The organism is Pseudomonas sp. TMP9 (assembly GCF_037943105.1).
GTDB lineage: Bacteria > Pseudomonadota > Gammaproteobacteria > Pseudomonadales > Pseudomonadaceae > Aquipseudomonas.
Window position 1 is genome coordinate 2,571,653 of record NZ_CP149803.1, and the last position, 24,497, is coordinate 2,596,149.

Below are 24,497 nucleotides of genomic sequence, written 5' to 3' on the forward strand. Positions count from 1 at the left end.
GTACTGGCTGAACAGCCGCTAATTTAAGCGGTTTCAACCGGCGCAAAACTCTTGATCAAATCATCCAGCTGCTTGAGCTGGGTGAGGAACGGCTCCAACTTGTCTAGACGCAACGCGCAAGGACCGTCACATTTAGCATTATCCGGATCGGGGTGCGCTTCCAAGAACAAGCCAGCCAAGCCCTGGCTCATGCCTGCCTTAGCCAAGTCGGTGACTTGAGCGCGACGACCACCCGCAGAATCAGCGCGACCGCCGGGCATTTGCAGGGCGTGGGTGACGTCGAAGAATACCGGGTAGTTCATCTGCTTCATGATGCCAAAGCCGAGCATGTCCACGACCAGATTGTTATAACCAAAGGCGCTGCCGCGTTCGCAGAGAATCAGTTGGTCATTGCCCGCCTCTTTGCACTTGGCAAGGATGTGTTGCATCTCATGCGGTGCCAGGAATTGGGCTTTTTTGATATTGATCACCGCGCCAGTCTTGGCCATGGCCACGACCAGGTCAGTCTGGCGCGACAGAAATGCCGGCAGCTGAATGATGTCGCACACATCAGCCACTGGCTGGGCCTGATAGGGCTCATGTACATCGGTGATGACCGGCACACCGAAGGTCTTCTTAACTTCCTCGAAGACCTTCATGCCCTCTTCCAGCCCCGGGCCACGGAATGAGGTCACTGATGAGCGATTAGCCTTGTCAAAGCTGGCTTTAAATACATAAGGAATGCCGAGCTTCTCGGTAACCCGCACGTACGCTTCACACGCACGCATGGCCAGGTCGCGGGACTCAATAACGTTAATCCCACCAAACAGCACAAAGGGTTTGTCGTTAGCGATTTCAATAGCGCCAACCTTGATTATTTTCTGCGTCATGCCTAAGCCTTCCTAGCTTTTTGCGCCAGCGCGGCCACTACAAAACCGGTAAACAGCGGATGACCATCGCGCGGCGTCGAGGTGAATTCCGGGTGAAACTGGCAAGCAACAAACCATGGATGGTCCGGCGCCTCAATCACTTCAACCAAGGCACCGTCGCCAGAGCGACCAGTAACTTTAAGGCCGGCCTCTACCAGTTGCGGCAGCAGGTTGTTGTTCACTTCATAGCGATGACGATGGCGCTCGACGATGACGTCTTTGCCGTAACAGGCACGCACTTGCGAACCGGCCAGCAACTGGCAATCCTGAGCGCCCAAGCGCATGGTTCCGCCGAGGTCGGAGGTGTCGGTGCGCTGCTCAGTGACGCCCGTTGCGTCCTGCCACTCAGTGATCAAACCGACTACAGCGTGCTGGCTGGTGGTGTCGAATTCGGACGAGTTGGCATCCGTCCAACCCAGTACATTGCGGGCGAACTCGATAACCGCCACCTGCATGCCAAGGCAGATACCCAAGTAAGGAATCTTGTTCTCACGGGCGAACTGCACGGTTTTGATCTTGCCTTCGACGCCGCGCAGGCCAAAGCCACCCGGCACCAAAATCGCATCCACACCTTCAAGCAGGTCAGTGCCCTTGTTCTCAATGTCTTCAGAATCGATGTAGCGCAGGTTGACCTTGGTACGGTTCTGAATGCCTGCATGGCTCATCGCTTCGATAAGCGACTTATAGGCGTCGAGCAACTCCATGTACTTACCGACCATGGCGATGGTGACTTCGTGCTCAGGGTTCAGCTTGGCGTCCACCACGCGGTCCCATTCGGACAGGTCGGCGCTGTTGCACTCCAAACCAAAACGCTCAATAACGAAATCATCCAGCCCCTGAGCATGCAGCACACCTGGGATTTTGTAGATGGTATCGACGTCTTCCAGGGCAATCACCGCACGCTCTTCGACGTTGGTGAACAGCGCAATTTTGCGCCGCGAGGAAATATCGATCGGGTGGTCGGAGCGGCAAATCAGCACGTCTGGCTGCAAGCCGATGGAGCGCAGCTCTTTAACTGAATGCTGGGTCGGCTTGGTTTTGGTTTCACCGGCGGTGGCGATATACGGCACCAAGGTCAGGTGCATCAGCATGGCGCGTTTGGCGCCGACTTCAACACGCAGCTGGCGAATCGCCTCAAGGAACGGCTGCGACTCGATATCGCCCACCGTGCCGCCGATTTCGACCATGGCCACTTCAGCGTCACCAGCACCCTTGATGATGCGGCGCTTAATCTCATCGGTGATGTGCGGGATGACCTGAATGGTCGCGCCCAGGTAATCACCACGGCGCTCACGGCGCAGCACGTCTTCGTAGACGCGACCGGTGGTGAAGTTGTTGCTCTTGGTCATCGTGGTGCGGATAAACCGCTCATAGTGGCCCAGGTCAAGGTCGGTCTCAGCGCCGTCGTGGGTGACGAACACCTCACCGTGCTGGAACGGGCTCATGGTGCCCGGATCGACGTTGATATAAGGGTCCAGCTTGAGCATCGTGACCTTCAGGCCCCGCGCCTCCAAGATAGCCGCCAATGAAGCCGAGGCGATGCCTTTCCCCAATGAAGAAACAACACCACCCGTGACGAATATGTAGCGCGTCATGAAGAACCCTAGAAGTCAGCGTTTAAGCGGCCAGTGCCGCCGGAGAAAGCGAAGGAGTACCCAAGCCACTTGTTGCAAGACACTGCAAAAAGCTAGCGCTGCCGATTCCAAAAGGGAGTCAACAAAAGCACTGGTAAGACGGTAGCGTAGTCTACTGGAAAGGGCCTATCAGCTCAAACCTTGATCGCTCGACGGCGGCTGCCACTGTAATTGCCAACTGCCGTCGTGCGCGCCATGCAACCCTGGCAGGTTAGCGATCGCCACCACGTGATTATCCAAACGCAATAACGGCAAGCGATCTCGGAGAAAAACTGGCACGCCTAATTCATTCAACAGTCGCTTCAAATCGCGATGCCCGCGTCCCGGCAGCAGCATCTGCTCGCCAGCACGCCGATAGCCCAACTGCCAATTACCCGCAGGCAGCATGCCGTCAATTCGTACGCTGCCATTACCCGGCAGCACCACGACTTGATCGCCCTGCACGGCAGCATTAGATAATGCCGGCATGTGCAGCCAATCACCTGACAGCCACCAGATATGCTGCTCACTGCGGCGCATCTCGCCCGCCGCCAGCTTCCAAACAGGAACCGCGTCGACGCCTGCGTCGCGTAACGAGCGCCATCCAGCCCAATGCTCGCTGTCAGGCATAGCCGTCAGTGGGCGCAACCAGTAGCGCAGGGCATTACGCTGACGAGCATCGCTCAACACCTGCAGCGCTGGCAGTGCCAAACAGGGCAGCTCCAGCCAAGCAAGCCCATGCGTTTCAGCACCCGCACTAACATCCTGTTGCGCCAGCTCATCAAGCAACTGCCCAGCCTCGTGTAGATGCGCTGCGCTGCGCGCCATGGAGGCACTTGCGTGAGGCCAACGCTTCTGAATGATCGGCAATACGCGGCGGCGCAAATAATTGCGCGAGAACTGCTCATCACCATTGGAGGGGTCTTCAACCCAGCGCAAAGCATGCACCTGCGCATAGGCCTGCAACTCAGCCCGCGAACAGCTCAGCAGGGGTCGCACCAACAGCCCAAGGCCCAACACGCGACTGGTCGGCATCGCCGCCAAGCCCTGCACTCCGGCCCCGCGCAAAAGGCGAAAGAGCAGGGTTTCCGCCTGGTCATCGCGATGCTGCGCAGTCAGCAACACCTCACCAGCAGCAAGACGCGTCGCTAAAGCCGCGTAGCGAGCATCGCGGGCCGCCCGTTCAAGGCTGGCACCAGCCGCCACGTGCACATATTCGATTTGCAGCGGCACTGACAACGCCGCACACACCTCACGGCAATGCGCTGGCCACGCATCAGCGGCAGCTTGTAAACCGTGATGAATATGGATAGCGCAAATAGGCGGCAGCGCCTCACGCTGCGCGAGGCTGACCAGCAGGTGCAACAGCACCGTTGAATCCAACCCACCAGACAGAGCGAGATGCCAGCGCGGCGCATCACGCCAAGGCGCTAGAGACTCCAGCAGCCTGGCGCTCAGGGTCATACAGCGGGTCGTTTAAACATAGAGCCGAGACAGCCAAGGCAAGGTTGAAGGAGCGGAAAAAACGGACTGCATGGGCTGTAGCGCCCGAGACCGCTTCTAACAGCGCGTTGGCAACGCAGGTAGCTTTGCAACAATTTACTAGGCGATGCCGTAGCTCATTAAACGCTCATAGCGACGCTTTAACAGCGCATCCGTATCAAAGGTTTTGAGCATTTCCAGCTGTGCCCGCAATGCCTGGCGCACTGAGTCAGCGGTGGCCGCCGGGTCACTGTGGGCACCGCCAAGCGGCTCACCGATCACCTGATCAACAATGCCTAAGCCTTTCAAGCGCTCGGCAGTGATGCCCATTGCCTCTGCGGCGTCCGGGGCTTTTTCCGCCGTTTTCCACAGAATTGAGGCGCAGCCTTCAGGCGAGATCACCGAGTAGGTGGAGTACTGCAGCATATTCAGCTGATCACACACGCCAATTGCCAGCGCGCCGCCGGAACCCCCTTCGCCAATAACGGTGGCGATAATTGGCGTTTTCAAGCGCGCCATAACCCGCAGGTTCCAGGCGATGGCTTCACTTTGGTTGCGCTCCTCAGCATCAATACCCGGGTAGGCACCCGGCGTATCGATAAAGGTCAAAATTGGCATTTTAAAACGTTCGGCCATTTCCATCAGGCGGCACGCCTTGCGATAGCCTTCTGGGCGCGGCATACCGAAATTACGGCGCACTTTTTCGCGAATCTCTCGGCCTTTTTGATGACCGATAACCATCACCGGCTCACCATCCAGGCGGGCCACTCCGCCGACCAACGCAGCGTCATCAGAGAAGTGACGATCGCCGTGCAGCTCATCAAACTCGGTGAAAATATGCTGCAGGTAATCCAAGGTATAAGGACGACGCGGGTGACGCGCCAGCTGGGCGATCTGCCAGCTGCTCAAGTTGCCAAAAATGCTTTCGGTCAGCGAGCTGCTTTTGTCCTGCAGGCGGGCGATTTCATCAGTGATGTTCAGTGAATTGTCGTTACCAACCAGGCGAAGCTCTTCGATCTTGGCTTGCAGGTCGGCGATCGGCTGTTCGAAATCGAGAAAATTCGGGTTCATAGTCATCCGTCTTGCGTCGACGGCCAAGTGGCCGGGAGCTGTATCCGTTATCGCGCCCTACCTTATAGCAGCAGGCGCATTCAGGTCGACACCCGGTTCTGCAGGAAAACCTTCACTGCAGAATCCATTGGGTATCACGTTAGATCAGCAAAGCCTGAGCCTCGCCAATCAACGGTAGTGCAAAAAGACGTTGTCGCGGCCGAACTGGTCACGCAATGCCTGAATCAGACTGTCAGCCGGCTCAATGCGCCAGCCTTCGCCAAACTGTAATTGCGCCTTAGCGTCAGGGCCGCTGTAGTCAACGGTGATCGGGCATGACCCACGGTAACGCCCGCACAATTCAGCCAACCAACGCAGCCGGTCGCCTTGCAGGGCACTGCTGGAGACTTTAAGCCGCAGGCTGTCGGCCAGGCCAGTACGCGCTTCTTCAAGGCTCATCACCCGTTTGGCGCGAAGACGCAGGCCACCGGAGAAATCATCATTGCTCACCTCACCCTCGACCACCACCAAGGCATCGGTCTGCAACAGCGCTTGCGCGGTGTTAAACGCTTCGGCAAACAAGGAAGCCTCGATTCGCCCAGAGCGGTCATCGAGGGTGATAAAGCCCATCTTGTCGCCTTTTTTATTTTTCATCACCCGCAGGTTGACCACCAGACCGGCAATGGTTTGATCACCGCGCGACGCTTTAAGGTCGACGATACGCTGGCGGGCAAAGCGTCGCACTTCGCCTTCGTACTCATCAATGGGGTGGCCGGTCAGATACAGGCCAAGGGTGTCTTTTTCACCCTTCAGGCGCTCCTTTAAGGTCAGGTCGCGAGCACGCAAGTGGTGGCGATAAACGTCCGCTTCGGTATCAGCAAACACCCCGCCGAAGAGGTCCATGTGGCCACTGTCGTGGCTGCGCGCGGTTTGTTCGGCGGCCTGAACCGCCTCCTCCATCGCCCCCAACAACACCGCGCGGTTACGGTCGATATTGGCTTTGTAGGCCTTCAGCTCTTCATGAAAATGCGGGCCGAGGCGGTCCAGCGCGCCGCTGCGAATCAGCGCTTCCAGGGTGCGTTTATTGATGCGTTTGAGATCAGCCCGCGAACAAAAATCAAACAGATCCTTAAACGGCCCGGCCTGACGCGCCTCGACAATGGCTTCAACCGGCCCCTCGCCAACCCCTTTGATTGCACCCAAGCCGTAAACAATCCAGCCTTCATTGTTTACCGTGAACTTGAACTCGGAGATGTTCACATCCGGCGCATCGAGACGCAGCTTCATGCTGCGGCACTCCTCGATTAAGGTTACGACCTTGTCGGTGTTGTGCATATCCGCCGACAACACCGCCGCCATAAAGGCTGCTGAGTGGTTGGCCTTAAGCCAAGCGGTCTGATACGAGAGCAGGCCGTAAGCGGCGGAGTGGGATTTGTTAAAACCGTAGCCGGCAAACTTTTCTACGAGGTCGAAAATGTTGCCTGATAGGTTCGCATCAATGCCGTTGGCCGTGCAGCCTTCGATAAAGCCACCACGCTGCTTGGCCATCTCCTCAGGTTTTTTCTTACCCATGGCGCGGCGCAGCATGTCTGCGCCACCGAGGGTGTAACCGGCCATCACCTGGGCGATCTGCATCACCTGTTCCTGATACAGGATGATGCCGTAAGTCGGTTTAAGCACCGGCTCTAAGCCTGCGTATTGATAGTCCTGATGTGGATAGGACATCGGCTCGCGGCCGTGCTTACGGTTGATAAAGTCGTCGACCATGCCCGATTGCAGCGGGCCCGGACGGAACAGTGCCACCAAGGCGATCATATCTTCCAGGCAGTCGGGCTTGAGCTTTTTGATCAGCTCTTTCATGCCGCGCGATTCAAGCTGAAACACCGCAGTGGTTTCGGCTTTTTGCAACATACTGAAGGTTAACTTATCGTCCAGCGGGATAAAATCGATGTTCAGGTCCGGCAAGCCCTGCTTGGCCTGCTCGCGGTTGATGGTTTCCATCGCCCACTTGATGATCGTCAAGGTGCGCAGACCGAGGAAGTCGAACTTCACCAAGCCTGCAGATTCCACGTCATCTTTATCGAACTGAGTGACCAGGCCGCCGCCCTCGTCATCGCAGGCAATCGGCGAAAAGTCGGTGAGCTTGGTCGGCGCGATAACCACCCCCCCCGCGTGCTTGCCGGTGCCGCGACAAATACCTTCGAGCCTAAGCGACATTTCCCAAATTTCCCGAGCGTCTTCATCGACCTTAAGGAAGTCGCGCAGCGGCTCTTCCATCTCGTAGGCTTTCTCAAGAGTCATGCCGACTTCGAAGGGGATCATCTTTGATAGCCGATCGGCCAAGCCGTATGACTTGCCCTGAGCCCGCGCCACGTCACGCACCACAGCCTTGGCCGCCATGGTGCCGAAGGTGATGATCTGACTGACCGCATTACGGCCGTACTTCTGCGCCACGTAGTCGATAACGCGATCACGGCCGTCCATGCAGAAGTCGACGTCGAAATCAGGCATCGATACCCGTTCCGGGTTAAGGAAGCGCTCGAACAGCAGGTCGTAGGCCAGCGGGTCGAGGTCAGTAATTTTTTGTACGTAGGCCACCAGCGAACCAGCACCCGACCCGCGGCCCGGGCCGACCGGCACGCCGTTGTTTTTTGCCCACTTGATAAAGTCCATCACGATCAGGAAGTAACCGGGAAAACCCATCTGGATGATGATGTCCAGCTCGAAATTCAACCGATCAACATAGACTTTGCGCTTTTCTTCATAGTTCGGCGTCGTGGCTTTCGGCCACAGCACCGCCAAACGCTCCTCCAATCCCTCGAAAGACACCTGACGGAAGTACTCATCCATGGTCAAGCCGGCGGGCACCGGGAAATCCGGCAGGAAGTATTTGCCTAACTGCACCTCGATATTGCAGCGCTTGGCGATCTCGATGGTGTTTTCCAGCGCTTCCGGCAGGTCGCTGAACAGCTCGGCCATTTCTTCCGGCGTTTTCAGGTACTGCTGATCGGAATAAGTGCGCAGCCTGCGCGGATCATCCAGGCTGCGGCCCTCGCCAATGCACACGCGGGTTTCGTGGGCGGCAAAGTCGTCCTGCTTAATAAAGCGTACATCGTTGGTCGCCACCAACGGCAGGCCGACTTTGTCTGCCAAGGCCACAGCGGCATGCACGTGCTCTTCATCGTTAACCCGGTTGGTGCGTTGCACCTCTAGGTAGAAACGCTCGGGGAAGACCGCCATCCACTCACGCAGCAAGGCTTCGGCAATCGCTGGTTCGCCATTCAGCAGGGCATAACCGACTTCACCCTCCTTCGCTCCGGACAACACAATCAAGCCTTCGGCAGCGGCCTTAAGCCAATCGCGCTGAATGATCACCAGATCGTTGCTCTGCCCCTCACTCCAGCCACGCGACACCAGCTCAGTCAGGTTGCGATAACCCTTGGCATTCATCGCCAGCAGAGTCATGCGGCTCAGGGGACCGTCATCATCCGTGCTGGCCAGCCAAATATCGGCGCCACAAATCGGCTTGATGCCGCCGGCCATGGCGGTCTTATAAAACTTCACCAGCGAGCACATGTTGCTCATATCCGTGACCGCCACGGCCGGCATTCCGGCCGCTGCCACCGACTTGATCAACGGCTTAACCCGCACCAGCCCATCGACCAGGGAAAACTCGGTGTGCAAACGCAGGTGAATGAACGAGGCGGTCATGGCAGTCCTATACAAAAAACAAAAACGCTAATGCCCGGATTGTACCGGGCCAAGGTGCAAACAGCAGCATGTGGATCAGGGATCGCGGCGTAGGGTGGATGTCGCTCTTTACATCCACCGCCCCTGCACTCGGTGGATCGATAAGACGTGATCCACCCTACTCCTCAAGCAGTGCACGCACCGGGCCAAACGAGCGCCGATGGATAGGCGTGGGCCCCAACCGCCGCAAGGCCTCGAGGTGAACGGCTGTGGGGTACCCCTTGTGGGCAGCAATACCGTAACCGGGGTATTGCTGATCAAGCAGCTGCATCTCACGATCACGGCTGACTTTAGCCAAAATCGACGCTGCAGCAATGGCCGGCACCTGGCTATCGCCCTTGATTACCGCCGCACTGGGCACGTGTAATACCGGGCAACGGTTGCCATCGATCAGCGCCAGCTTGGGCGTGACACTCAAGCCCTCAACCGCGCGCTGCATGGCCAGCAGGGTAGCCTGAAGAATATTCAGCTGGTCGATCTCTTCCACCTCGGCACGGGCAATGCACCAGGCTAGGGCCTTCTCGCGAATCTCGTCGAAGAGTTTTTCCCGACGCGCCTCGGTCAGCTTTTTCGAATCGTTCAGGCCGAGAATCGGCCGCGCAGGATCGAGAATCACCGCTGCGGTCACCACGGCACCACAGAGCGGGCCACGACCGACTTCATCAACGCCGGCCACCAGTTCCTGCACCAAGGTGAAATCCAGCCCGAGCTGCATCAGCCGCGCCCAGTCAGTTGCAGAACGGCCTTGGCCGCCTGCACAGAAGCGTCACGCCGCAGGGCCCGGTGAATGACATCAAAGCCTTCAGTCTGCACCTCGCCACCATCCAGCAGCGGCGCCAGTAACTGGGCCAGCGCTTCGGGCGTGGCCGCGTCCTGAATCATTTCCGGCACCAATAAACGTTCAGCCAGCAGATTCGGCAGGGAAATATAGGCGCTGGTGACCAAGCGCTTAAGGATGCGGTAGGTCAATGGCGCAACCCGATACGCCACCACCATCGGCCGCTTGTACAGCAGGGCTTCAAGGGTCGCTGTACCGGAGGCAATCAATACCGCATCACACGCCGCTAGCGCCTCATGGGAGCGACCGTTGAGCAGCGTCAGCGGCAGATCGCGGCCGACCAGCATCTGCTCAAGCTGTGCACGACGCTCCGCGCTGGAACAGGGCAAGACAAACTGAATACCCGGGCGCAAGGTGCGCAACCGCACGGCCGCATCAAGAAACAGGTTACCTAGGCGCGAGACTTCACCGCCACGACTGCCCGGCATCAACGCCACCACCGGCTGATCGTGGGCCAAGTTCAGGGCCTCACGAGCTGCGTGACGATCCGCTTGCTGCGGGATGGTATCGGCCAGTGGATGACCAACAAAACGCACCGGCACCTGATGGTCCTGATAGAACTGCGCCTCAAAAGGAAACAGGGTCAGCATCAAGTCGCAGGCCTCGCGAATCTTCAGCACACGCTTCTGCCGCCAGGCCCACACGGATGGGCTGACGTAATGCACGGTCTTGATCCCGGCCTGACGCAACTTGAGCTCAAGGGTCAGGTTGAAATCCGGCGCATCGATGCCGATAAACACGTCCGGTTTTGCCGTGATCAGGGTACTGATCAGCCGCTTGCGCCGTGACAACAGTTCAGGCAAACGGCCGAGTACCTCGACCAGGCCCATCACCGACAAACGCTCCATCGGGAAATAAGAATTCAGCCCCTGGGCCTGCATCAGCGGGCCGCCGATGCCGATAAATTCGATCTGTGGGTACTGGGCTTTGAGGGCCTGCATCAGGCCCGCACCGAGAATATCGCCAGACGCCTCGCCAGCGACCAGCGCGACACGCATCAGGTCAGTCATAAATTATCGGGTAATGCCGCGGCTTGAAGCCTGAATGGAATCGCGGAAGACCGCGACTTCGGTGAATTCTGCAGCAGGCTCGGCCAGCTCAGCCATTGCCTGCTCAACGGTAAGTCCTTGCCGGTAAACCGTCTTGTAAGCGCGACGCAGAGCGGCTATGGCCTCGGCACTGAAACCACGCCGGCGCATGCCCTCAAAGTTCATACTGCGCGCTTCGGCTGGGTTGCCGAAAACGGTCACAAACGCCGGTACATCCTTGCCAATCGCCGTACCCATGCCAGAAAAACTGTGTGCACCGATACGGCAGAACTGATGCACCAAGGTGTAGCCGGAGAGAATGGCCCAATCATCCACCCACACATGCCCAGCCAACGCGGTGTTGTTGACCAAGATGCAATGGTTGCCAATCACGCTGTCATGGCCAATGTGGGCATAGGCCATGATCAGGTTGTGGTCGCCAATGGTGGTTTCACTGCGATCTTGCACCGTGCCACGGTGGATGGTGACACCCTCACGGATCACGTTGTGATCGCCTATCACCAGCCGAGTGGCCTCACCCTGGTATTTCAGATCAGGGGTGTCTTCGCCCACCGAGGAAAACTGATAGATGTGGTTGTGTTTACCGATCTGGGTCGGCCCCTTAAGGATCACATGGGGACCGATCACTGTACCCTCGCCAATTTCCACATCCGCCCCAACTATCGACCAAGGGCCAACGACAACGCCGTCAGCCAACTTGGCACTGGGATCAATGATGGCGCGAGGGTCAATCAAACTCATAGTTTGCGTTCCGCACAAATGATTTCTGCCGAGCAGACTTCCTTGCCGTCGACGCTGGCCTTGCACTCAAACTTCCAGATACTGCGCTTGCTGCTCAGATAACGGGCTTCGAGGATCAGCTGATCGCCGGGTATCACAGGCTGACGAAAGCGTAGCTTGTCGGAGCCGACAAAGTAATAAAGCGTGCCATCGGAGGGCTTCAGATCCATCATCTTGAACCCAAGGATACCGGCCGCCTGGGCCATCGCCTCGATGATCAGCACGCCCGGCATGATCGGGTGCTCAGGAAAGTGCCCGTTAAAAAACGGCTCATTAATGCTGACATTCTTATAAGCACGAATCCGCTTGCCCTCAATATCCAGCTCAGCCACCCGGTCTACCAAAAGAAACGGGTAACGGTGCGGCAAGTATTCGCGAATCTGGTTGATGTCCATCATGTGCAGAGGAGCCTGTAAGAGAAAAAAGAGAAGCCGGGCAAAACCGGCTCAGGCATCAGATGGCGAATCGACAGCAGATGTCACAACCGCGAGCCGCTTTTCCAACTGCTGCAGGCGTCGCGCCATGTCATCTAACTGACGGATGCGTGCCGCGCTCTTGCGCCATTCAGCCGCTGGCTGCATGGCAGTTCCCGAGGAATAAGAGCCGGGCTCGGTGATGGAGCGCGTGACCATGGTCATACCGGTGACGAACACGTTGTCGCACACCTCAATATGCCCAACCATGCCCACACCGCCAGCAATCATGCAGTTTTTGCCAATTTTGGTGCTACCAGAAATCCCCGCACAACCGGCCATGGCGGTGTTGTCGCCGATTTGCACGTTGTGCGCGATCATGATCTGATTATCCAGTTTTACCCCGTTGCCGATCAGCGTATCCGACAGTGCGCCGCGATCGACAGTGGTGTTAGCACCGATCTCAACATCGTCGCCAATGGTCACCCCACCGATCTGCGCGATCTTTTGCCAAACGCCCTTTTCGTTGGCAAAGCCGAAGCCCTCACCACCGATCACCGCGCCCGACTGAATCACCACGCGCTTGCCGATGCGTACGTCGTGATACAGGGTCACTCGCGGGGCCAGCCAACCGCCCTCACCGATCACCGAACGCGCGCCGACGACACACTGCGCACCGACCGTGACACCCGCAGCAATCTGTGCGCCACTCTCGATCACCGCATAAGCACCGACACTGGCACTGGCATCAATGTGCGCATCCGCAGCCACCACCGCAGTGGCATGCACGCCAGGCAGCGCCTTAGGTTTGCGATCAAACAGGTGTGAGAGTTCGGCATAGGCCAGATAAGGATTGGGGACGACCAGCGCATTGCTGGCGTAGCCTTCGGCATCCGCGGCAGTCAGCAGCACCGCACCCGCCTTACAGCCCGGGAGAAATTTGCGGTATTGCGCGTTGGCCAGAAAACTTAACTGATCAGCGCCCGCCTCCTGCAAGGTGGCCAAGCCGCTGATCAGCTGATCGGGGTTGCCTTGCAAGATAGCATCGAGGCGCTCGGCCAACTGGCCAAGGGTATAAACCGTAGCACCCATGATCAGCGCAGCTGATTCATGCGCTCAATAACTTGGCGGGTGATGTCGAACTGAGGTTTGACATCAATCACTGCACCACGCTCCAGCACCAGATCGAAGTTACCGGTCTTGATCACTTCTTCCACAGCCTTATCCAGATTCGGCTTGAGTTTTTTCAACATTTCGCGGTCCGCTACTGCCTTCGACTCATTCAGTTCCTTAGATTGGAACTGGAAATCACGGGCTTTTTGCTTGAATTCAAGCTCCAAACGCTCACGTTCAGCGGTCTGCATTTTTTCGCCGTCTTTAACCAAACGGTCCTGAATACGCTTGGCGTCGCTCTCGAGGGTCTTCAGCTTATTCAACTGAGGGCCAAACTTCTTCTCGGCATCTACGGCATAACGCTTAGCCGCATCAGACTCCAGCAAAGCCATTTGATAGTTCAGCACCGCTACTTTCATCTCGGCAAACGCTGGGGTAGCCAGCAGGGCAACACTTAACAAAACCAGTTGGGTCAACTTACGCACGGTGCAACTCCTGCAAAACTGTTGGTATTCAATAATCCGACGCTTAGAACGTCTGACCGAGAGAGAACTGGAAAATCTGCGTATCTGCATTATCTGGCTTGATAATTGGCATGGCCAAACTAAAGCTCAACGGCCCCAGCGCGGTGATCCACGTCAGGCCAACACCCACGGAGCTGGCTAAGTTGCCGGGATCGATACTGCTGCACTCTGCCTGAGAAGCACCGCAACTGGTGTCGAAGACGTTACCCACATCCCAGAACAATGCTGTGCGTAACGAGCGCTGATCTTTCACAAACGGCATGGGGAACAGCAGTTCAACACCACCTTGAATCAAGACATTGCCGCCGAATGGCAACGGATCTTGATCGGGATCGAATGCGGTTCCGGGGTTAGTACCTTTGCTCGGTGTGCTGCGCGGCCCGAGGCTGCTGTCTTGAAAGCCACGTACCGAGTTGAAACCACCAGCGTAGTAATTCTCATAAAAAGGCAGCTCGCTGGTAGAGCCATAGCTTTCGCCATAACCCAGCTGACTGTGCAGGCGCAGTGTGTAAGTGTCGCTTAGCGGCTTAAAGATCTGGCCACGGTAATCAACCTTGAAGAACGACAAATCGCTGCCGGGCACCGTAGTTTCAAACACTAAGCTCTGCGAGTGGCCACGGTTAGCCAGCACGCCACGATTGAGGGTCGACTCAGACCAACCCACCGAAGCTTTGAGGTTGGTGTAGTTGTCACCTTCGGCTTCTAAGAAGTCAAAAATCTCGTCAACGGTGAACACGCCCGTACCGATGCTGTCGTTCTGAATGGTTAAGCCATAGGTCAGACGCGAAGTATCGCTAATGGGATAGCCAATACTGGCACCGGCGCCGTAACTGTCTACCGAGTAGCTGGACACATCCGTGTTCAGCTCGTCGAAGTTGGTTTCACGGAAGAAGGCGTTATAGCCCAAACTGACGCCATCTGGTGTCCAGTAAGGGTCCACAAAACCAAAGTTGTAACTGCTCTGAAATTCGCTACGGGTCAGGCCGACGCTGACCTTGTTACCCGTGCCGAGAAAGTTGTTCTGAGTAATTGAGCCGCCGAGAATCAAACCAGCGTTCTGGGCAAAACCAACGCTGGCAGTGATGGAGCCGGAGGCCTGCTCTTCAACACTGTAGTTGACGTCAACCTGATCGTCAGTCCCCGGCACTTGCGGCGTTTCAACGTTAACTTCCTTGAAGTAGCCCAGGCGCTCAAGGCGGGTCTTGGACTGGTCGATCAAATAGGTTGAAGCCCAGCCGCCCTCCATCTGACGCATTTCGCGGCGCAGCACATCGTCTTCCGACTTGGTGTTGCCACGGAAATTGATGCGGTTAACGTAAGCACGCTTGCCCGGATCGACCACAAAGGTAATAGACACGGTGCCGTCATCATGAGCTTCCGGCACGCCGTTGACGTTGGCGAAGGTGTAGCCCTCGTTACCCAGGCGACGGGTGATCAGCTCGGAGGTGGTCGTCATCACCTTACGCGAGAACACCTGACCTTCCTGAACCAGTAACAATGCCCGGACTTCTTCTTCTGGCACTTTTAGCGCACCGCTAAGTTTGACCTCACGCACCGTGAACTTTTCGCCTTCATCGACGTTGACCGTAACGTAGACGTGCTTTTTATCTGGGGTAATGGACACCTGCGTCGAGCTGATATCCATATTGATATAACCACGATCGAGGTAATAAGAGCGCAAGCGCTCCAAGTCACCGGAGAGTTTCTCGCGGGCATACTTGTCGTCATTTTTAAAGAAAGACAACCAGTTGGTGGTCTTCAGCTCAAACAGGTCGATCAGGTCTTCGTCAGAGAAAACCGAGTTGCCGACCACGTTGATATGCTGAATGGCAGCAACTGAGCCTTCATTAATATTGATCTTCAACGCTACGCGGTTGCGCGGCTGAGGAATGACTTCAGCTTCGATTTCGGCAGAGTAACGACCCTGGGCTACGTATTGACGCTGCAACTCGTTACGCACACCTTCAAGTGTTGCCCGCTGGAAAATCTCGCCTTCGGCCAAACCAGACTGATTCAGGCCTTTGATTAGGTCTTCGCTGGTAATGGCCTTGTTGCCCTCGATCTCAATACCGGAAATCGAAGGGCGCTCCACCACCGTAATAACCAGAACGTCGCCATCACGGCCGAGTTGGATGTCCTGAAAGAAACCGGTTTTGAACAGTTCTCGAGTGGCCTCAACCAATGCGCGATCATCCGCCTGCGCACCGACATTCAGCGGCAAGGCACCGAACACGCTTCCCGCAGAGACGCGCTGCAAGCCGGTGACCCGGATATCGGAGATGGTGAAGGACTCAGCGTGAACTTCGGTGATCATCAGTGCGGCAAGCACCACAGGTAGCAGCAGACGTTTCATGAAGTCCTTTCTTATTTCAACTGACAATAAAAAATCTGCCGCACAGGGCGGCACTTTTGGTACGTAAGGAGAGCGTATTACAGTTACGGTTACAGACGACCCAAGTCGTTTACTAGGGCCAGCAACATCACCCCAACCACCAGACTGATGCCAATCTGCATTCCCCAACCCTGTATCCGATCCGATAGTGGACGGCCACGCACCCACTCAACCAGATAAAACAGCAAATGCCCGCCATCCAACACAGGGATAGGCAGCAAATTAAGAACCCCCAAGCTAATGCTCAAGTAGGCGAGGAATTTAAGAAAATCACTCAAACCTGACTCAGCAGAAGCGCCCGCCACTTTAGCAATGGTTATCGGCCCGCTCAAGTTTTTTACCGAGAGCTCGCCAAACAGCATTTTCTTCAGCGAATTAAGGGTCAGAACACTCATTGTCCAGGTATTTTTGGCCCCTTCCGCGACAGCTTCCAATGGGCCATAGCTCACTTCGCGCAGCATCTCAGGCGGCCACTCGCCGCCAGCCACACCGGCACCGAGATAACCCGTGAGCGTTTGCCCCTCGCCACGTGCGGCGAGGGTCAACGGCACATCCAACTGCTGACCCTGGCGCTCGACCAACAGGTTGATTTTTTTATTCGGCAACCCTCTAACCTGATCAACCAACTGCTGCCAGTCAGCCAGCGGCTGGTTATTCAAGGCCAGTAATCGATCACCCACCTGCAAACCCGCCGCAAACGCAGGCCCTGCAGAATCTAACTGGGCCAACACCGGCTGTAACGCAGGGCGCCAAGGACGAATACCTAAGGAGCCAATAGGGTCGGGCTCATCGGCGCCGCGCAACCAGTTATCCAGTTCGATCTGCCGAGGACTGTCGACAGAAGATCCTGGCTCGCGCACCAACAGGTCCAGACGACCGCTTTCACCCAGACGGCTGACCAATTGCAAATTAACCGCCGCCCAGCCAATGGTTGGCTGGTGATCAATCGCAATGATCTCCTGCCCCACCTGTAAACCTGCCACATCAGCCAGGCTACCGGCCTCGACCGCACCAATCACCGGGCGCACCTGCTGGCTGCCCAACATTGCTACAACCCAGAAAAACAGCAATGCCAATAAGAAATTCGCAACAGGGCCGGCGGCCACGATGGCAATACGCTGCTGCACTGATTTGCGATTAAACGACTGCTCGAGCAACTCAGGCGGCACATCGCCTTCGCGCTCATCCAGCATCTTCACGTAACCACCTAGCGGAATGGCCGCAACCACAAACTCGGTGCCTTGACGGTCATGCCAGCGCAGCAGCGGGCTGCCAAAGCCCACCGAGAAACGCAGAACTTTGACCCCACAACGGCGGGCGACCCAAAAGTGGCCAAATTCATGAATGGTCACCAGCACACCTAAGGCGACTAGGGTGCCAACCAGCATATAAAGCGCACTCATTACTCTTCTCCGAGTTGGCGATCAGCGCCGATTTAGCCATTGTTCAGCCAGGTCACGCGCCCGGGCATCAGCCTCCAGCACCGTGTCCAGACTTTCAACCGCCAGAGCGGGCTCAGTGTGCAGGACGTCTGCGATCATACTCGCGATCTCGGTAAAGCGGATGCGCCGCTCAAGGAAAGCTGCAACCGCCACCTCGTTGGCAGCATTGAGCATAACCGGCGCAGTACCGCCCGCTTGCGCTGCCTCGCGCGCTAGGCGCAGACAGGGGAAACGCTGTTCATCTGGCGCTTGGAAGTCCAAACGGGCGATGGCGAACAGGTCCAGTGGCGCAACACCGGAGTCGATCCGCTCCGGCCAAGCCAAGGCGTGGCTGATGGGTGTGCGCATATCCGGATTACCCAACTGGGCCAACACCGAACCGTCGACATAATCCACTAGCGAGTGAATCACGCTCTGCGGATGCACCAGGACTTCAACCTGCTCAGCTGTGGCGTCAAATAACCAGCAGGCCTCAATCAGCTCTAAGCCTTTGTTCATCATGCTGGCTGAGTCGACCGAGATTTTGCGCCCCATCGACCAATTCGGGTGCGCGCACGCCTGCTCAGGTGTGACGGCATGCAGTTCGTCTAGGGGCATTTCGCGGAAGGGCCCACCCGAAGCAGTCAGCAAGATACGGCGCACCCCAACCTGCTTTAGGCCACGGGCGTAGTCACCCGGCAAGCACTGAAAAATCGCATTGTGCTCACTGTCGATCGGTAGCAGCACGGCACCGCTGCGCCTGACTGCCTGCATAAACAGCGCACCCGACATCACCAGCGCTTCTTTATTGGCCAGCAGCACCTTCTTACCCGCCTCAACGGCGGCCAAGGTTGGCGCCAAGCCTGCCGCCCCGACGATGGCGGCCATTACCGCATCCACATCAGGATGCGCCGCCACCTGACACAAGCCCTCAGGGCCGTGCAGCACTTGAGTACTCAGCCCCGCAGCGTGCAATCCTTGCTGTAAGTGTCGAGCCTGTAGCGCTTGCGGCACTACCGCAAAACGCGGCCGATAAATCATGCACAGCGCTTCTAATTCAGCCAAACGACTGAAACCCGATAACGCAAACACTTGGTAACGCTCAGGATGACGCGCGATGACATCAAGGGTATTGAGGCCGATCGATCCGGTCGCGCCCAACACAGTAATCTGTTGCAAATGACTCACAACGCGCCCCAACCCGCTAACCACAGCAGGGCGGCAAATACCGGGATTGCAGCGGTCAAACTGTCGATACGGTCCAGCACACCGCCATGCCCCGGCAGCAGGCTGCTGCTGTCTTTAACTCCGGACTGACGCTTGAACATGCTCTCAGTCAGGTCGCCGACCACCGAGATCAACACCACCAAGGCGGTACCGAGTAAACCCAGCACGAGGCTGACAGGCGACCAGTCCCGATAAATGGCGACGCCAAGACAAATCAGCAGCGTTGTCAGCAAACCACCGTAGACACCTTCCCAGCTTTTCCCAGGGCTCACCTGTGGAGCCAACTTACGTTTACCGAAGCGGCGACCGGCAAAGTAAGCACCAATATCGGCGCCCCACACCAACACCATCACTGCCAAAATTAGCCAATTGGCTTCAGGCCACAGCTTGAACAGTACCAAGCCTTGCCATGCAGGCAGCAAAATCAGCAGGCCAATCAACAATTTAGTCGGGACGCTGGACCAGTAACGACTGCTGGACGGATAACTCAACACCAACAACGTCGCCACGGCCCACCAAAGCACCGCCAGCAGCAGCACCCAAGGCGCTAAAGCGGGCAGCCGGTACAAGGCTAATAACAACAGCGCCACCAACACAGCAAAAGCAATGCGCTGCACCTGCGCCGTTAAACCGGCCAAACGCGCCCATTCCCAAGCACCTAAGGCCACGATCGCACCGATAAACAACGCAAACAGCGCGCCATCGAGCAAAAAGAAGCCACCGAGGGCAAATGGCAGCAGCAGCAAAGCCGTGATAATTCGTTGTTTAAGCATCAGCTTAGGGCCTCTGCAACCACCTGATCGCTGGTTTTCCCGAAGCGACGCTGACGGCTAGCAAAATCAGCCAAGGCGTTGCGCATGGCGTCGTGTTTGAAATCCGGCCAATACAGGTCGGAGAAATACAGTTCGGTGTAGGCCAACTGCCAGAGCAGGAAGTTGCTGATGCGGTGTTCACCACCGGTGCGGATGCACAAATCAGGCAAGGGTAACTCACCCGTCACCAGGCAGCTCTGGAGCAGTTCAGGGGTAATGTCCTCGGCACGCAAATGCCCACCCTGAACTTCACGCGCCAAGCGCTGGGCGGCCTGGGCGATGTCCCACTGACCGCCGTAGTTAGCGGCCACCTGCAGCACAAAGCGCTTGTTACCCGCCGTTTGCGCCTCCGCCTCACGCATAGCTGCTTGCAACTCAGGATGAAAACGCGAGCGGTCACCGATGATGCGCAAGCTGATGTCATTGGCATTGAGCTTCTTCGCCTCGCGGCGCAGGGCAGTGAGGAACAACTCCATCAGCGAGCTGACCTCTTCGGCCGGACGCTGCCAGTTTTCACTGGAAAAGGCGAACAGCGTCAGCACCTCAACCCCGGCCTCGGCGCACACTTCAATCACCGCACGCACCGCGTCAACACCAGCTTTGTGTCCGGCAACGCCGGGAAGAAGACGCTTCTTCGCCCAGCGATTATTGCCGTCCATGATGATCGCTACATGCCGTGGAACCGCATGCGGGCTCGCGTCTTTGGGCTTTTCCATGACGATATCCTGACCGTTAAACGGCCATTAGATCCGCTTCTTTCTGCTTCACCGCCACTTCGATTTCCGCCACGAACTTGTCCGTCAACTTCTGCACATCATCGGCAGCGCGGCGCTCTTCGTCTTCACTGATTTGCTTTTCTTTTACCAAGTCTTTCAACTGACTCAGGGCATCACGGCGGATATTGCGCACGGCCACACGGCCATCTTCAGCCGCGTCACGCGCCTGCTTGGTGAAGCCCTTGCGAGTTTCTTCGGTCAACGCAGGCATGGAGATCAGCAGCAGCTCACCCAAGTTGGTTGGATTGAAGCCCAGACCAGAACTTTGGATCGCCTTGTCCACAGCGCCCAGCATATTGCGCTCAAAGGCGACAACTTGCAGGGTGCGCGAATCTTTAACCGTGACGTTGGCCACCTGATTCAGCGGGGTGTCCGAACCGTAGTACGGGACCATCACACCACCAAGAATGCTGGGGTGCGCCTGGCCAGTACGGATGCGGCTAAACGCATTGACCAGCGACTCTAGGCTTTTCTGCATGCGCTCTTGGCCGTCTTTTTTGATCTCATTGATCATGCTTATCTTCCTCGATCAGAGTGCCTTCAGCGCCGCCAACGACAATGTTCAGCAAGGCGCCGGGCTTGTTCATATTGAAAACCCGCAGCGGCATATTATGGTCGCGACACAGGCAGATAGCGGTCAGGTCCATCACGCCCAGCTTACGGTCGAGCACCTCATCGTATGTCAGGCGGTCGAACTTCTCGGCGTGTGGGTCCTTGAATGGATCGGCAGTGTACACACCATCGACCTTGGTCGCTTTCAACACCACGTCCGCATCGATTTCGATAGCGCGCAGGCATGCGGCCGAATCAGTGGTGAAAAACGGATTACCCGTGCCCGCAGCGAAAATCACCACCTCACCGGTTTTCAGATGACGCAGGGCTTTGCGGCGGTCGTAGTGATCCGTCACGCCAACCATGGAAATAGCCGACATCACGATCGCCGGGATATTAGAACGCTCCAGCGCGTCGCGCATGGCCAAGGCGTTCATCACGGTGGCCAGCATGCCCATATGATCGCCGGTGACTCGGTCCATACCGGCCGCGCTCAGGGCTGCGCCACGGAACAAATTACCGCCGCCAATGACTAAGCCGACCTGCACGCCAATGCCAACCAACTGACCGACTTCCAGGGCCATGCGGTCAAGCACTTTCGGATCGATACCGAAATCTTCCGACCCCATCAGGGCCTCGCCGCTGAGTTTGAGCAGAATGCGCTTGTAGCGCGGTTGACGACCACTCATCTGCTGAGCCATTGCGAGTTTCTCCTGCGGCGTTTGAATTCTGCGCGAACCCACGGTTCGCTTTTGTTGAGCGCTCTGACAGCGCTCTGAGTTATTGGTGCCCAAGCCCCATCACCCAATAGCGTAGCTGCGCCCTCAATTTGACAAAGAGGCCGCGCGCGTTAGCGGGCAGCCTCTTCGGGACGACAGCTATTAACCGTCTTACTGCTTGCTGGCAGCCAGCTGGGCAGCAACTTCTTCAGCAAAGTTGTCCACTGGTTTCTCGATGCCTTCGCCAACCTTGAAGTAGGTGAACGAAACGATTTCAGCACCGGCTTTCTGAGCCAAAGCACCGACCTTAATTTCCGGGTCTTTAACAAAGGCTTGCTCAACCAGGCTGGCTTCAGCCAGGAACTTGCTGATACGACCCGCAACCATCTTCTCGACGATTTCAGCCGGCTTGCCCTTGATTTTGTCTTCGTTGAGGCTGATGAACACGGCTTTCTCGCGCTCAACGGCTTCAGCGGAAACTTCCGAAGGCAACAGGAACTCTGGGTTGCTGGCCGCTACGTGCATGGCGATGTCTTTAGCCAGCTCAACAGAGCCGCCTTTCAGAACAACAGCGACACCGATCTTGTTACCGTGCAGGTAAGTGCCGACCACATCACCTTCAACGCGAACCAGACGACGAATATTTACGTTCTCGCCAACTTTGCCCACCAGAATCAGACGATCAGCTTCACGCGCCTCGATCAGCGGAGCAGCATCGGTCAACTTGTCAGCAAAGGCTTGCTCAACGCTGGCAGCAACGAATGCCTTGAAGTCATCTTGCAGAGCCAGGAAGTCAGTCTGCGAGTTAACTTCCAGTAGAACGGCAGCTTTGCCGTCTTCTTTGATAGCGATTGCGCCTTCAGCCGCCACGTTGCCAGCCTTCTTGGCAGCTTTAATCGCGCCGGAAGCACGCATGTCGTCGATGGCTTTTTCGATGTCGCCGTCAGCCTTGGTCAAGGCCTTCTTGCAATCCATCATGCCTTCGCCAGTACGCTCACGCAGTTCTTTAACCAACGCTGCAGTAATTTCTGCCATTTCTAAATTCCTCTTGGATAGGTTGTTAACCATTCCACCCGCTCAACACGGGCGCTCAATTCGTAACGCATTGCCGACCACAGCTTGAAACAATTGCAACAAGACATCGGCGATGGTTTTAAAGGTGGCAAAAAGGGGGCCAGGCCCCCTTTTTGCGAACTAAGCAAACGCTGTGCGCGTTTTACTTAGCCTTCAGCAGCTTCTGCAGCCGGGGCTTGCTCGACGAATTCGTCGGTGCCGCCATTGGCATGGTTGCGAGCACGGATCACGGCATCAGCCATGGCACCCATGTACAGCTGGATGGCGCGAATGGCGTCATCGTTGCCTGGGATGATGTAATCAACGCCATCCGGGCTGCTGTTGGTATCGACGATGCCGATAACCGGGATACCCAGCTTGTTGGCTTCGGTGATAGCGATGCGCTCATGGTCAACGTCGATCACGAACAGCGCGTCTGGCAGACCGCCCATGTCCTTGATACCACCCAGGCTGCGATCTAATTTCTGCAGATCACGGGTGCGCATCAACGCTTCTTTCTTGGTCAGCTTGGTGAAAGTGCCGTCCTGGGACTGAACTTCCAGATCACGCAGACGCTTGATCGAGGCGCGGATGGTTTTGTAGTTGGTCAGCATACCGCCCAACCAGCGATGGTCGACGTACGGCGAGCCGCAACGTGCTGCTTCTTCAGCCACGATCTTGCCAGCGGAACGCTTGGTGCCGACGAACAGGATCTTGTTTTTGCCCGAAGCCAGCTTTTCAACAAACGACAAAGCGTCGTTGAACATTGGCAGGGTTTTTTCAAGGTTGATAATGTGAATCTTGTTGCGCGCGCCGAAAATGTACTTACCCATTTTCGGGTTCCAGTAACGGGTCTGGTGACCGAAGTGCACACCGGCCTTCAGCATTTCACGCATAGTGACTTGGGACATTGTAGTTCCTTGATAAGTCGGGTTAGGCCTCCACGTATCCCGATCTCCAACCCTTCGATCTCGTCGAAAAGCACCCAGGAAACCGTGTCGATACGTGTGTGGGTTTATGCTTTCGGGCACGCAGCCCGTAAAGCGGCGCGTTTTATACCATAAAGCGGCGCCTCACGCTACACACCAACCGCAACACGCGCCACGCACCCGGCTTGCAGGGCTTTCACGCGGCGCTTATGGCGAGCGGCATGTAGCTGTTAAGATGACGCCCTTTCTGTTCGCGCTCGAGAGCCGCATATGACCGTCACCATCAAAACACCCGATGAAATCGAGAAAATGCGCGTAGCCGGTCGCCTGGCTGCTGAGGTGCTGGAAATGATCGGCGAGCACGTCAAGGCCGGCGTCACCACCGAAACGCTTGACCGCATCTGCCACGATTACATTGTTGATGTGCAGCAGGCCATTCCTGCGCCGCTTAACTACAAAGGTTTCCCTAAGTCGATCTGCACCTCAGTCAACCATGTGGTCTGCCACGGCATCCCTAATGACAAGCCGCTGAAAGATGGCGATGTGATCAACATAGACGTCACCGTGATCAAAGATGGTTACCACGGTGATACCAGCAAAATGTTTATGGTTGGCAAAGTGCCAGAATGGGCTGAGCGCTTGGCCACGATCACTCAAGAGTGCATGTATAAAGGCATCGCACTGGTCAAGCCGGGGACCCGCTTGGGCGACATCGGTGAAGTGATCCAAAAACATGCTGAGAAAAACGGCTTTTCGGTGGTCCGCGAATTCTGCGGCCACGGCATTGGCGCAGTGTTCCACGAAGAGCCACAAGTGCTGCACTACGGCCGCGCGGGAACGGGCATGGCGCTAGTCGAAGGTATGACCTTTACCATCGAGCCGATGATCAACCAAGGCCGCGCCGAGACTCGCACATTAGGCGACGGCTGGACCGCGATCACCAAGGATCGCAAGCTTTCCGCCCAGTGGGAGCACACCATTCTGGTGACGGCCGATGGCTACGAAATTTTCACCCTGCGCAGTGATGACACCATCGCCCGCACATCGGCCTGAGACCTTGCTCAACGCCTGCTAGACAAGAATGAAGGAAGACCAC

At 56.8% G+C, this 24,497-nt stretch carries 21 protein-coding genes; 1 reads left to right on the forward strand and 20 read right to left on the reverse strand.

Going from position 1 to position 24,497, the window contains the following annotated elements:
* Window positions 1-23: 23 nt before the first annotated feature.
* The 20 genes from kdsA to rpsB all read right to left on the reverse strand — a co-directional run bounded on the left by kdsA (window position 24) and on the right by rpsB (window position 23,383).
* A complete protein-coding gene (gene kdsA / locus WF513_RS12310) occupies window positions 24-869 on the reverse strand; it encodes a 3-deoxy-8-phosphooctulonate synthase (protein ID WP_339079672.1) in 846 nt (281 codons plus the stop codon).
* Between the two features lie 2 nt (window positions 870-871).
* Window positions 872-2,503 (reverse strand): CTP synthase, encoded by a 1,632-nt coding sequence (locus tag WF513_RS12315; RefSeq protein WP_339079673.1) that lies wholly within the window; start codon window positions 2,501-2,503, stop codon window positions 872-874.
* 168 nt (window positions 2,504-2,671) lie between these two features.
* Window positions 2,672-3,985: a tRNA lysidine(34) synthetase TilS gene (gene tilS, locus WF513_RS12320; protein WP_339079674.1), complete on the reverse strand. Its 1,314-nt coding sequence runs from the start codon at window positions 3,983-3,985 to the stop codon at window positions 2,672-2,674.
* 138 nt (window positions 3,986-4,123) lie between these two features.
* Complete coding sequence (locus WF513_RS12325) at window positions 4,124-5,074, reverse strand: acetyl-CoA carboxylase carboxyltransferase subunit alpha (RefSeq protein WP_339079675.1); 951 nt, start codon at window positions 5,072-5,074, stop codon at window positions 4,124-4,126.
* 168 nt (window positions 5,075-5,242) lie between these two features.
* Complete coding sequence (dnaE, locus tag WF513_RS12330) at window positions 5,243-8,764, reverse strand: DNA polymerase III subunit alpha (protein ID WP_339079676.1); 3,522 nt, start codon at window positions 8,762-8,764, stop codon at window positions 5,243-5,245.
* A gap of 157 nt (window positions 8,765-8,921) precedes the next feature.
* A complete protein-coding gene (rnhB, locus tag WF513_RS12335) occupies window positions 8,922-9,518 on the reverse strand; it encodes a ribonuclease HII (RefSeq protein ID WP_339079677.1) in 597 nt (198 codons plus the stop codon).
* Window positions 9,518-10,651: a lipid-A-disaccharide synthase gene (gene lpxB, locus WF513_RS12340; protein WP_339079678.1), complete on the reverse strand. Its 1,134-nt coding sequence runs from the start codon at window positions 10,649-10,651 to the stop codon at window positions 9,518-9,520. Before lpxB ends, rnhB begins: the two co-directional genes overlap by 1 nt.
* Window positions 10,652-10,654: 3 nt before the next feature.
* The gene (gene lpxA, locus WF513_RS12345) at window positions 10,655-11,431 is read right to left on the reverse strand and encodes an acyl-ACP--UDP-N-acetylglucosamine O-acyltransferase (RefSeq protein ID WP_339079679.1); all 777 of its coding nucleotides are present in this window, start codon (window positions 11,429-11,431) and stop codon (window positions 10,655-10,657) included.
* Window positions 11,428-11,868 (reverse strand): 3-hydroxyacyl-ACP dehydratase FabZ, encoded by a 441-nt coding sequence (gene fabZ / locus WF513_RS12350; RefSeq protein ID WP_339079680.1) that lies wholly within the window; start codon window positions 11,866-11,868, stop codon window positions 11,428-11,430. Before fabZ ends, lpxA begins: the two co-directional genes overlap by 4 nt.
* Window positions 11,869-11,916: 48 nt before the next feature.
* Window positions 11,917-12,975 carry a UDP-3-O-(3-hydroxymyristoyl)glucosamine N-acyltransferase gene (gene lpxD / locus WF513_RS12355; protein WP_339079681.1) on the reverse strand — a complete coding sequence of 353 codons (1,059 nt, stop codon included), beginning with the start codon at window positions 12,973-12,975 and terminating at the stop codon, window positions 11,917-11,919.
* Between the two features lie 2 nt (window positions 12,976-12,977).
* Window positions 12,978-13,481: an OmpH family outer membrane protein gene (locus WF513_RS12360; protein ID WP_090248384.1), complete on the reverse strand. Its 504-nt coding sequence runs from the start codon at window positions 13,479-13,481 to the stop codon at window positions 12,978-12,980.
* A 43-nt stretch (window positions 13,482-13,524) separates the two neighbouring features.
* A complete protein-coding gene (gene bamA / locus WF513_RS12365; RefSeq protein WP_339079682.1) occupies window positions 13,525-15,873 on the reverse strand; it encodes an outer membrane protein assembly factor BamA in 2,349 nt (782 codons plus the stop codon).
* An 89-nt stretch (window positions 15,874-15,962) separates the two neighbouring features.
* Entirely contained in the window at window positions 15,963-17,315 is a 1,353-nt protein-coding gene (gene rseP / locus WF513_RS12370) for a sigma E protease regulator RseP (RefSeq protein ID WP_339079683.1), read from the reverse strand.
* 21 nt (window positions 17,316-17,336) lie between these two features.
* The gene (gene ispC, locus WF513_RS12375; RefSeq protein WP_339079684.1) at window positions 17,337-18,521 is read right to left on the reverse strand and encodes a 1-deoxy-D-xylulose-5-phosphate reductoisomerase; all 1,185 of its coding nucleotides are present in this window, start codon (window positions 18,519-18,521) and stop codon (window positions 17,337-17,339) included.
* The gene (locus WF513_RS12380; RefSeq protein WP_339079685.1) at window positions 18,518-19,333 is read right to left on the reverse strand and encodes a phosphatidate cytidylyltransferase; all 816 of its coding nucleotides are present in this window, start codon (window positions 19,331-19,333) and stop codon (window positions 18,518-18,520) included. Before WF513_RS12380 ends, ispC begins: the two co-directional genes overlap by 4 nt.
* Window positions 19,333-20,088 carry a polyprenyl diphosphate synthase gene (gene uppS, locus WF513_RS12385; RefSeq protein ID WP_339079686.1) on the reverse strand — a complete coding sequence of 252 codons (756 nt, stop codon included), beginning with the start codon at window positions 20,086-20,088 and terminating at the stop codon, window positions 19,333-19,335. Before uppS ends, WF513_RS12380 begins: the two co-directional genes overlap by 1 nt.
* A gap of 16 nt (window positions 20,089-20,104) precedes the next feature.
* Complete coding sequence (gene frr / locus WF513_RS12390; protein ID WP_339079687.1) at window positions 20,105-20,662, reverse strand: ribosome recycling factor; 558 nt, start codon at window positions 20,660-20,662, stop codon at window positions 20,105-20,107.
* The gene (gene pyrH / locus WF513_RS12395) at window positions 20,652-21,401 is read right to left on the reverse strand and encodes a UMP kinase (protein WP_339079688.1); all 750 of its coding nucleotides are present in this window, start codon (window positions 21,399-21,401) and stop codon (window positions 20,652-20,654) included. The genes frr and pyrH overlap by 11 nt, the downstream gene beginning before the upstream one ends.
* A gap of 189 nt (window positions 21,402-21,590) precedes the next feature.
* Window positions 21,591-22,454 (reverse strand): translation elongation factor Ts, encoded by an 864-nt coding sequence (gene tsf / locus WF513_RS12400; protein WP_339079689.1) that lies wholly within the window; start codon window positions 22,452-22,454, stop codon window positions 21,591-21,593.
* A 185-nt stretch (window positions 22,455-22,639) separates the two neighbouring features.
* Window positions 22,640-23,383, reverse strand: a complete 744-nt coding sequence (gene rpsB / locus WF513_RS12405; protein WP_339079690.1) for a 30S ribosomal protein S2 — start codon at window positions 23,381-23,383, stop codon at window positions 22,640-22,642.
* Window positions 23,384-23,671: 288 nt separating this feature from the next.
* Between rpsB and map the strand changes: the two genes are divergently transcribed.
* Window positions 23,672-24,454 carry a type I methionyl aminopeptidase gene (gene map, locus WF513_RS12410; protein WP_339079691.1) on the forward strand — a complete coding sequence of 261 codons (783 nt, stop codon included), beginning with the start codon at window positions 23,672-23,674 and terminating at the stop codon, window positions 24,452-24,454.
* Window positions 24,455-24,497 lie beyond the last annotated feature (43 nt).